Here is a 303-nt window from a genome sequence, read left to right as displayed (position 1 = left end):
CCGATGCAGTATTCCGCTTCTTCTCTTATCGCGATCCCCGCTTGCTGGAGACTCTGGATGATTTTGATAAGTCAGTCGACTGGTTGCTGGACACCGAACATGATTACCAGAAGCTGGAGGACGCAATACTGGGTTTTGTCAGCTCAATTGATAAGCCAGGTTCACCGGCTGGTGAAGCGAAACAGGCTTTCCACAGCAACCTGTATGGCCGGTCCCCTGAGCAGCGTCGACAGTTCCGTCATCGCATTCTAGCAGTGACCATAGATGACCTGAAACGGGGCGCTCAAACCTATCTGCGTTCGG

At 52.8% G+C, this 303-nt stretch carries 1 protein-coding gene; it reads left to right on the top strand.

The annotated features are described in order from the left end of the window. Nucleotides 1-303 (top strand): hypothetical protein (locus ACFVYJ_RS13720; RefSeq protein WP_463255416.1); only part of this gene is annotated, 303 nt, incomplete at both ends.

Origin of the sequence: Pontibacter sp. JAM-7 (genome assembly GCF_048548695.2) — a bacterium.
Lineage (GTDB): Bacteria > Pseudomonadota > Gammaproteobacteria > Pseudomonadales > Balneatricaceae > Neptuniibacter.
This window is presented reverse-complemented; position numbering and strand designations above follow the sequence as displayed.